Here is a 9,298-nt window from a genome sequence, read left to right as displayed (position 1 = left end):
GAGCGAGCGCTCGACCGCGGCGTCGGTCAGGCTCTCCGCCGCCCTGGCACCGATCGTCGGCCTCCGCCAATTCACGCGGGGGACGGTCGCGTACGCTCGCGGTCTCGCGGCCGCGTTTCGCGATCCGATCGCCGCGAGCAAGCGCCCGTGGGACCCACGGAGCGCCGCCCTGGGTATCACCGGCGTGGCTGTCCTGTGGTTCACGCAGGTCTCTATCGTCGGCATCACCGGCCCCGAGGCGCGGTGGACGGGCTACCTCCTCTCGCAGGTCGGCGTCGACGTCGGCTCGTTCGAGTACTGGGGCTCCGTGCTCTTCCAGGGACGGGGCGTCCGCGTCACCGTCGACATGGTGATGATACTGTTCGTCATCGTCGGCGCCGCGCTGGCCGCTCTCTGGAGCGGAGACTTCTCGCTTCGGGTCCCGAAACGACGTCGGCTTCCCAACGCCGTGGCCGGTGGACTGCTGATGGGCGCCGGGTCACGGCTCGCGCCGGGGTGTAACATCGGGAACATCTACTCCGGTATCGCCGAGCTCTCGGTCCACTCGTTCATCGCGGCCGTCGGCATCGTCGCCGGCGTGTACGCCATGACTCACTGGCTCTACCGGGACGTGGGCTGTGCGATCTGACCGTTCCCCGACCACGGAGCGCACACGTCCGCCGACCCGCCGAGACGACCGAGGAACTACCTCACGGCTCGTCCGCCGTCGCGCGCGTGGCCGTCGACTTGAACGCGGCGACGACGTCGACACCCGGCTCGAGAGCGAGGCGGTCGAGGCTCTCGTGAGTCACCAGCGCCAGCAGCGGGACGGCGGCACCGACGTCGATCGAGACGCGGGCGATAGATTCCCCCGAGTCGACGTTCGTGACCGTCCCCGAAAAGCGGTTCCGGGCGCTCGTCGCACTCCCGCCGGGCGCGTCCGTCGGATCGTGGAGGGTGACCGTATCGCCCCGGACGCTCACTTGCACGCGCGTGCCCACCTCGAGACCCGCCGACGTGTCTCCGCGCTTCCCGCCCTCGTTCGTCTCCTGGCCGTCCTCGGCCGGCGTTTTATCGACGAGCAGCGCCCGAACCGTACCGGCGTCGGTCTCGACCAGCCCGAATTCCCCCTCGCGAGCAACCACTTCGCCGCGTAGCACCGCTTCGGACACGTTAGCGGTTCCCGAGAGCGTCGTGCGCACGCGCTCGAATCGGTTGAGGAGCGTTCGGGCGTCCGCGGTGAGGCGGCTCCCCCCACCGTCTGCGCCGCCACGCTGCCGCTCGACGAGCGGTCCGAGCTCGGTCTCCAACACCTCGATCTGGTTCAGGGCTCGTGCCCGCGAACGGCCGAGCGCCTCGGACGCGCCGAGGACCGAGCCGTGCTCGGCTATCGCGCGGAGCAACTCGGCGTCGGCCACGCCGAACGTCACGTCGCCCACGTGCAGCCGTGCCTCGACGCCGACGTCCATACGCTCCCTCCTCTGCCGGAGACAAAAATCGTTGCGTTCGTCCCGGCGATCGTCGGAAACCACGAAGCGAGAGAGGGTGACGGACGACGAGACGGACGGGACGGCGAGACGGACGACTTCAGGGGGCGGAGGGCTCAGTACACCAGTTCCCCGGAGATGAATCTCCGCGTGCGCTCGTCCGTTGGATTCTCGAAGATCGCCTCTGTGGGGCCAATTTCGGTGAACCCGTCGCCGAGCAGAACGCCAACGCGATCCGAGATGCGTTCGGCCTGGTGCATGTCGTGAGTCGCGACGACGACGCCGATATCACGGTCGCGGGCTTCGAGAACCGCCTCTTCGATGAGGCCCGTGTTCCGCGGGTCGAGATCCGACGTGGGTTCGTCGAGCAGGAGGTACTTGGGGTCGTACGCGAGCGCCCGGGCGAAGGCGACTCGCTGTGCCTCACCGCCCGAGAGCGAGCGGGCCTCCTGTTCGAGCTTTTGGCTCAGCCCCACGACGTCGAGCGCCTCGGTGGCCGAAGCAGCCGTCTCGCTTGACCCGAGGATCGACCGCAGGTGGTCTCGTATTCGCTCGCTCCACGGCTGGCGTACTCGCAGACCGTACTCGGCGTTTCGGGCGACCGTGGCGTCGAACAGGCTCGCCTCCTGAAACACCATCCCGATCTGCCGGCGGAGCGCCAGTCGTTCGCTCTCATCGGTCGACCACGCGGCCCGCCCGTCCAACTCGATCGTTCCCTCGCTGGGCTGGACGAAAAGCGAGAGGATCCGCAACAGCGTCGTCTTCCCGACCCCTGACGGGCCGATAATGCCGAGCACCTCGCCCGGCTCGACCGAGAGCGAGAGCGTCTCGAGCACGGACTCGTCGCCGTAGGTGTGAGAGACGTTCGAGACGCGGATCATCGGTTCACAGCCTCCGTATCGCCGAATCGAACGACGATGGCGTTCACGACAAGTACGAGCGCGACCAGGATCGCTCCGAGGACCATCGCGGTCTCGTACTGCCCCTGACGGGCTTCGAGCTGGATAGCGGTGGTCAGGGTTCGCGTCTTCGAGATCCCCTCCGCGCTCGTGATGTTCCCGCCCACGATGAGGACGGACCCGACCTCGCTGATGGCGCGGCCGAATCCGGCCAGGACCGCCGTCGCGATCCCGTACCGGGCTTCCTTGATGACGACCAGCGCCACGTCGAGGCGCGTCCCGCCGAGGACGCGGGCGGCGTCGCGGACGTTCTCGCTCACGCCGGTGATGGCCGCGAGGCTGATCGCCGTGATAGGCGGCGTCGCGAGCACGAACTGCGACATGATCATCGCCTCCGTGGTGAATATGAGGTCCAGCGGTCCGAGCGGTCCTTGGTTGGAGACGGTGAACAGCACGAGCAGGCCGACGACCACGCTGGGAAATCCCATCCCCGTGTTGATAATCGACTTCACCAACTGCTTGCCGGGGAAGTCGGTGAATCCCAGGACGATAGCGACTGGAACGCTGAACAGCGTACTCAGCGTCACGGCGGTGACGCTCACGTACAGCGAGACGTAGATCGTACTGGAGACGTAGCCCTCCCTGAACGGGAGGTCGACCACGGCCGGAAGCAGTGCGATCGGTTCGAGCGGCACGCTTATTGGTCGGACGAATCGCTACTCCATCCCTCCGGGACGTACTGCTGGAAGTCGGGATCCTCGGAGACGGCTTCGGGGAAGAACAGCTGCTCGCCGTTCATCTGGTAGTCCGAGATGGCGTCTTGCGCGCCCGGACTGGTGATCCACCCGATGTAGGCCATCGCGAGGTCGTAGTTGGCGTTGTCGTGCACGCCGGGGTTGACGGCCATGATACCGTACGGGTTCGCGAGGATCTCGGGGCCGTCCTCGATGGGACCCTGTACCAAGATGGTGAGGTCGATCTCAGAGCGCTGAGAGATGAACGTCCCGCGATCGGAGAGCGTGTAGGCCCCCTGCTGGTTCGCGATGTTCAGCGCCTCGCCCATGCCGGAGCCCGTCTCTTGGTACCAGTCGCCGCCCGGGTCGATTCCCGCGGCCTCCCAGAGGTTGAGTTCCTTGGTGTGAGTTCCGGAATTGTCCCCGCGCGAGACGAACGGCGCCTCCGCCTCGGCGATCGTCGTGAGGGCCTCCGTCGCCGACGCCGTGCCCTGGATCCCGGCCGGATCGCTTTCCGGCCCGACGATGACGAAGTCGTTGAACATGAGGTCACGGCGGTTGACCCCGTAGCCGTTGCGCATGAACTCGTCTTCGAGTCCGCGAGCGTGAACCATCACCACGTCAGAGTCCCCGTTGCGTGCCGATTCGAGGGCCGCCCCGGTGCCCTGGGCTACCGCGTCGACGGTCACGCCGTACATCTCCTCGAAGTCCGGATGAATCTCGTCGAGGAGCCCGGTATCGTACGTGCTGGTCGTCGTGGTGAGCGTCAGCGACTCGCCGGCCACGTCGGGTCGGTCCGCATCCGAGCCGCCGAGTTGTGAACAACCAGCCGTGCTCGCGACCGCGCCGACACCGATCGCCTTCATGAAATCCCTCCGTTGTATCGTCATGGAAACACCGATGGAACACGACACAAAATAGGTTTCGCTCCCCTCCGTGTCGAGGGATGGGTCGACACGCTAAGGACCGATCGCTGGACAAAAAAACGAAGACAGCGGGGTTACTCCGATCCAGGGATCGTCGAGATCGACACCACGGAATCCGACACGAACTCACCGACGGGCCGCGGATCCGAAGAATTCGGCGAACAGTTTCTGTTCACCGGCGCGAAGGTGCTGGACGAGTGGCTGTCGGCTCACGCCGAGTTGGTTTCCCGATACTCCGATACATACTCCACACACAGCTATACTGCCACACACTGTGTTCTACTTGGCGGCTCTGCGAGCGGGAGCTTCGCTCTCGCTTCGTCGCCAGCGCGTCCCGAGAGATCATCCCATCCGAATCACGAGGAACCCGCTGTAGTCTCAACCGCGTTCGGAATAGATATCGCGACATACAGTTTATCTTCTGGCGTGAAGACGGACTTGACCCCCAGTGGACCGGCCGTAGCCGGTCGACAGCCGGGCGGCACGTCTCTCAGTCCGTCACCCTCACAGGAGATACGATTCGAACGAGGTTCCCGACTCTGACCAGAGAAACGTTGCCATCAGCGGGAGAGTTAGGGTGTCATAAAACGCTTCAGCCCCTCGGATAACTGGTGAGTCGATCAGTGTCGTTCGAGAAACCATCGAGCTACCGTGCAGTGGCGTCGCCGGCGGCGACACCGCAGCGAGCATTGCGAGCGGGGAGCACAGAAAGCCGCGCGAGCCCCGCGAGGTGGTAGTGACACAGGACCTCGATCGCGAGCGGGACACGAAAGTCGCAGCCCGCGCAGCGAAGCGAGCAGGACCGTCTTTCGGAGATTCTCGTGGTTTGAGCTTTGGCGGTGTTCTCCGCGCTGGCGACAATGTATTACCCGGCGACCCGACCACACCCAAAGAATGGTCCGAGATGTACCCCGACGCCAACGGATTCTCTAACATACGGTGTGAAACGATCCGGGAGTCGTTCTCGGACGCTCTCGGAGATTTCTAATAGACAGCGATGACCTCGGGCGATCGATTTCTCGACCCGCGGCAGAGACGATACGCCGAACGAACGGTCTGGCGACGAACCGCCCCCATCCGGTTCCGAACACGCGCACTCCGGCGATATCGATCCGCTGGAGCTCGACGAGCACAGGCGATTCCGAAAAACGGGATTCGCCCGAGTCGTTCTGGGAGCAGAACGATATAAAGATAGATCCGAAATTTCTGACCCACTCCGAACCAACCGTTAATCCAAGGTTGTAGGAATAGTAATAAGAGATCGAGAATAATAGTACTACAATTCCCACCAAATTTGGTGTCGAGATTGTAGATAAGTGACCTTATCCCGTAATCTGGGATATCTTGAAGTGAGTGGCGCGAGAACGCCGGATCGAGATGACCGACGACCGGCGTCCAGTGAAGACGTACGTCCCCGCCGCACAGAAAGAGCGGTGGCAGGCGCACGCCGACGAGCTGGACATGTCCCAGAGCGAGTTCGTCAGGACGATGGTACAGGCCGGGAGGCGAGGGTTCACGACGCCGCCGCCGACGAGCACCGACGAAGCCCCGTCTGAGGGGTCTGACCCCCAGGGTAGCGGGCTCGAAAGTCGTGTCGAAGCGCTTCTCTCCGAGGACGCCCACTCGTGGGAGGAACTCCTCGACGCCGTGTTCGACGACGTCGAGGAGCGGCTGGAAGACGCGTTGGACTCACTCCAGGATCGGAACCGCGTTCGATACAACGGTCGGGAAGGAGGGTACGTGTTGACCGATGAGTGACGCCCGCCACGCGACAGACGTCGAGGATCCGGTCGGGTACTTCCTCGAAGACCTCACGTATCACGGCAAGACCGAGCGCACGCGCGACGCCTACGAGCGCGTGCTCCGACGGTTCGAGGCGTTTCTCGACCCCGAATCCTCGCCCGGGACGGCGACGCACCGCGATTGTATGTCGTTCGTTCACTCGTTGCGCGGCGAACTCGCAGAGAGCACGGTGGCGACGTACGCCGCCTATCTCCACCGATTTTACGGCTACATGACGGAAGTGGGGGTCTTCACGGAGAACCCGATGACGCTTGTGATGGAGGAGATGGACGAAACCATCGACAAAGATCCCGCTCGCCGGGACGTGTCGATTCCGGCTATGCGTGAGTTCGTCGCCGGGATCCGTCACCCGCTTCACCACGCGCTCGTCGTGACACTCCTGAAAACCGGGATGCGCGTCGGCGAACTGTGTAACCTCGACCTCCGGGATCTCGCGGTCGACGACGAGGAGCTGGCGACCGCGTACCCACTGGGTACGCGTCCAGTGCTGTCCGATCGGCCGAACTCGCTGTACGTGACTCCCGATGCGGCGGTCGGCGAGGAACTGAACGGCGAAGTCCGAACGGCCGCGAACAAACGCAAGCGCGGGACCGTGATCCCCGTCGACGACGAACTGCACCACGTACTGAAGCGCTGGCTCGCGGTCCGTCCGGACAGTCCGTCGCCCGCAGAACCCCTCTTCGTCGGCACGGCGGAGGGGTGGGGCGAGCGGCTCGAACCGCAGGCAGTCAGACACGTCGTCGAGCGACACGCCCGCGGAGCGGGCTGGTACCGGACGGGTGGCGGCGCCGCCGAGAACGTAACACCCCACTACTTCCGGCACTTTTTCACTACACACCTCCGCGACCGTACCGGTGACCGCGGCGTCGTCAAGTACCTGCGCGGCGACGTCGCCGACGACGTCATCGATACGTACACGCACGACTGGGGCGACCAAGTCCGCGAAACGTACGAGGCGAACGTGTACCGGCTGTTGTCGTAGCGGTCGCCGCTACGTCGGCCACGGATCGGATTTCGTCGGATTCAACGAGACAGATTTCATGTCGTGCGCCAAACTGATATAGGTTATTCCGCTATATAGAAAAGACGCTCACTCGCAGTTCGCAGTTTCGGCGTTTGGATTTCTACAAACCACCACTTGGAGTGAACTACCCTACTCGCTCACTTGTCCGGGAAGTAGTTAGCGCCTCTATTCAGCTATTCCGTTGAGAGAGGTGGGTGTCAGCTGTCGATTTCCACTCGCCTGTGAATAGTTCCCTCTCGTTCTTTGAGATGTGTGGGGTCGCGATCGTGATGAACCGCCGTGACCTCAGCGACGATGCTCTGCGCGATATGGAAGGGTGTCCCCCCACCAAGATCGAGACCGGCCGGCGTGTAAATACGCTCCAGTTCGCTCTCAGTGAACGTCCGCCCCTCGTCGTTGAACTCCGTTTGCATCTCTTCGAAGCGCTTTCGCGGCCCCATCAGCCCGATGTATTCGATCGGCGTCTCGAGCAGTTCCTTCAGGACGATCGTATCGTCGACGAAGTTGTGCGTCATCACGACCGCGTAGGTGTTTTCGTCGAACGAGAGCGTCTCTCGGACCGCCGCCGGCGACGTCGACAAGACACTGTCTGCGGCGGGGAACCGATCCTCCTCGGCAGCAGCCCCGCGAAACGACGCCACCGTCACTCGAAAATCGACCCGTTTCGCGAGGCTGGCGACCGGTGCCACGTCGTGACCACTTCCGAAGACAATGAGTTCGGGTGGAGCAGTAACGCTGTCGACGAACACCTCAACCGTCTCGTCGTCTCGTTCGGCGGTGACGCTGTCCGACTTGTCGCGACCGACGAGCAGTTCCGCCGTCGGCGATATCTCATCGAGTATCCACTCCGGCCACGCCGTGGTCTCGAAGCGTAGATCCGGTTCGTTCGAAGTCGCGGTCGAGAACCCGAGCGCCCGGTCGCCGAGGTCCAGTCGGCTGTCGTCCGAAGTGAGGACAGTCAGCACAGCGGTGTCCTCGCCGCGCTGGTAGGCGTCAACGACGGGGCGATAGCGGTCGTCCAGCGGTTCGAGGAGGATGTCGATGACACCGTTACACCCGACTCCCAGGCCCCACACGTCGTCGTCGCCGGTCAGGTCGAACTGCCTGACCCGCGGCTCGCCGTCGTCTAGCACCTGTGTCGCCAGCTTCAGCACTTCGTCTTCGAGACAGCCTGCCGTGATCGAGCCGACTCCGTCGCCGTCGTCGACGACCACCATCTTCGCACCGGGGCGTCGATAGGCGCTGCCCTCGACCGCGACGACGGTCGCCAGCACCGCGTTCCGTTCGTCGAGCCCCTCGGCGATGGCGTCCATTACTTCCGTCTCGGGGACGCTCCAGTCGCCGGCCGTCATGTCGGGTCCCCCGTGTCCTGTTCGATCCGGTCGTTCGTCGGTCGTTGAGTCATGGTTCTGTCTTCGTGTCACGTCGGGTTGCTTCCCGTCGCCGGCGCGGATCGTACTCCAAGCCGATCCGGCCGCCGGCCCCGTACTGTTCCAGTTGTCGCGCCATCTCGAGAATGTCTTCCGAGTCGATGAACGCGAAGAGGCCGTCGACAGACGGGAGCGCGGCCGCCATTCCCGCCGGCGTCGGCTCATACTCCGGATTGGCGGCGAGCGGATTTAACCACAGGACGGCCCGTGCCCGTCCTGCGAGCCAGGTCATCCCGCGCTCCAGGTCCGCCACGTCGCCCATCTCCAGCCCGTCGCTGACGACGAGCGCGACGGTTCGCCGGTCGATAGCCTCCGAGTGCTCTCGCCTGACGGTTTCGACGGCGTGACCGATCCGCGTGCCGCCGCCCCAGCTCGTCTCCGCGCGTTCCAGCGCCCCAACGGCGTCGGCGGTCGTCGGCTCGTCGAACGCCACCGTCACGTCGCGCACGTCGCTGTCGAAGAAGAAGACCCGGCTACGGCGGACTCGTGCCGTGAGCGTCCGGAGGAACCGCAGCAGGAATCCGCGATCGACGACATCGAGCACCGACCGCGAGACGTCCGCGAGGACGACCACCCGCACCGCCGTCTCGCGGCGGGACCGCTCGGGCAGCGAGACGACTGCCCCGCCGGTGGCGACGCTCTGGCGGAGGGCGCGGCGCGGGTCCGCCCGTCCGCCGTCTCCCGCGCGCTGCCAGCGACGGCCGCGGAGCGACGCGAGCGACCCGACGAGCCGATCGACCGCGGCGTCCAACGGTTCGTCATCGACTAGCGCATGCATGTCAACGGTAACCGTCTCGGGGCGTCCGGCGGGACTGTACGTCGCAGTCGTACCGTCCGTCTCGCGCCCGTCTGGCGGTCCGGGTTCGATCGCGCTCCGCACGAGCGGCAGATCGCCGTCTTCCCACTCGTCTCCGGGGTTCGTCTCGGTCTCGGCCGTCTCGGTGGCCTCGCCGGGCGGCGCGCCCTCGGGGCCGAGCGGGGCGAGCGCGCCGTCGGGGGCGTCGTCGAGCGGTTCG

The 9,298-nt window shown here is 64.9% G+C and carries 9 protein-coding genes; 3 read left to right on the top strand and 6 right to left on the bottom strand.

The features are described from left to right. A partial coding sequence (locus GJ633_RS10845) for a YeeE/YedE thiosulfate transporter family protein (RefSeq protein ID WP_156588846.1) occupies positions 1 to 628 on the top strand: 628 nt, incomplete at its 5' end. A 61-nt stretch (positions 629 to 689) separates the two neighbouring features. On the opposite strand, the gene GJ633_RS10840 is transcribed toward GJ633_RS10845, so the two are convergent. The 4 genes from GJ633_RS10840 to GJ633_RS10825 form a co-directional block, all read right to left on the bottom strand. After that, positions 690 to 1,448: a TOBE domain-containing protein gene (locus tag GJ633_RS10840; protein WP_156588845.1), complete on the bottom strand. Its 759-nt coding sequence runs from the start codon at positions 1,446 to 1,448 to the stop codon at positions 690 to 692. Between the two features lie 134 nt (positions 1,449 to 1,582). After that, positions 1,583 to 2,347, bottom strand: coding sequence for an amino acid ABC transporter ATP-binding protein (locus tag GJ633_RS10835; RefSeq protein WP_156588844.1), 765 nt, complete (start codon positions 2,345 to 2,347; stop codon positions 1,583 to 1,585). Further along, on the bottom strand, positions 2,344 to 3,066 hold the full coding sequence (locus GJ633_RS10830; protein WP_394351149.1) for an ABC transporter permease: 723 nt from the start codon (positions 3,064 to 3,066) through the stop codon (positions 2,344 to 2,346). Before GJ633_RS10830 ends, GJ633_RS10835 begins: the two co-directional genes overlap by 4 nt. After that, positions 3,063 to 3,989 carry a substrate-binding domain-containing protein gene (locus GJ633_RS10825; RefSeq protein ID WP_156588843.1) on the bottom strand — a complete coding sequence of 309 codons (927 nt, stop codon included), beginning with the start codon at positions 3,987 to 3,989 and terminating at the stop codon, positions 3,063 to 3,065. The genes GJ633_RS10830 and GJ633_RS10825 overlap by 4 nt, the downstream gene beginning before the upstream one ends. Positions 3,990 to 5,402: 1,413 nt before the next feature. Between GJ633_RS10825 and GJ633_RS10820 the strand changes: the two genes are divergently transcribed. After that, positions 5,403 to 5,783 carry a DUF5805 domain-containing protein gene (locus GJ633_RS10820; RefSeq protein ID WP_156588847.1) on the top strand — a complete coding sequence of 127 codons (381 nt, stop codon included), beginning with the start codon at positions 5,403 to 5,405 and terminating at the stop codon, positions 5,781 to 5,783. Continuing rightward, a complete protein-coding gene (locus GJ633_RS10815; RefSeq protein WP_156588842.1) occupies positions 5,776 to 6,810 on the top strand; it encodes a tyrosine-type recombinase/integrase in 1,035 nt (344 codons plus the stop codon). The genes GJ633_RS10820 and GJ633_RS10815 overlap by 8 nt, the downstream gene beginning before the upstream one ends. Positions 6,811 to 7,049: 239 nt before the next feature. On the opposite strand, the gene GJ633_RS10810 is transcribed toward GJ633_RS10815, so the two are convergent. Together GJ633_RS10810 and GJ633_RS10805 are read right to left on the bottom strand one after the other, a co-directional pair. Further along, positions 7,050 to 8,204 carry an XdhC family protein gene (locus GJ633_RS10810; RefSeq protein ID WP_156588841.1) on the bottom strand — a complete coding sequence of 385 codons (1,155 nt, stop codon included), beginning with the start codon at positions 8,202 to 8,204 and terminating at the stop codon, positions 7,050 to 7,052. Between the two features lie 49 nt (positions 8,205 to 8,253). Further along, a partial coding sequence (locus GJ633_RS10805) for a VWA domain-containing protein (RefSeq protein ID WP_156588840.1) occupies positions 8,254 to 9,298 on the bottom strand: 1,045 nt, incomplete at its 5' end.

The sequence above is a fragment of the Halorubrum sp. CBA1125 genome (genome assembly GCF_009742825.1).
Taxonomy (GTDB): Archaea; Halobacteriota; Halobacteria; order Halobacteriales; family Haloferacaceae; genus Halorubrum.
The sequence above is the reverse complement of the archived record's forward strand: the minus strand, read 5'-3'. Positions and strand labels throughout refer to the sequence as shown.

Excerpts from the sequence above, each read along its gene's own strand:
- GJ633_RS10840 (WP_156588845.1), bottom strand. The coding sequence starts at position 1,448 with ATGGACGTCGGCGTCGAGGCACGGCTGCACGTGGGCGACGTGACGTTC.
- GJ633_RS10835 (WP_156588844.1), bottom strand. The coding sequence starts at position 2,347 with ATGATCCGCGTCTCGAACGTCTCTCACACCTACGGCGACGAGTCCGTG.
- GJ633_RS10825 (WP_156588843.1), bottom strand. The coding sequence starts at position 3,989 with ATGACGATACAACGGAGGGATTTCATGAAGGCGATCGGTGTCGGCGCG.
- GJ633_RS10820 (WP_156588847.1), top strand. The coding sequence starts at position 5,403 with ATGACCGACGACCGGCGTCCAGTGAAGACGTACGTCCCCGCCGCACAG.
- GJ633_RS10815 (WP_156588842.1), top strand. The coding sequence starts at position 5,776 with ATGAGTGACGCCCGCCACGCGACAGACGTCGAGGATCCGGTCGGGTAC.
- GJ633_RS10810 (WP_156588841.1), bottom strand. The coding sequence starts at position 8,204 with ATGACGGCCGGCGACTGGAGCGTCCCCGAGACGGAAGTAATGGACGCC.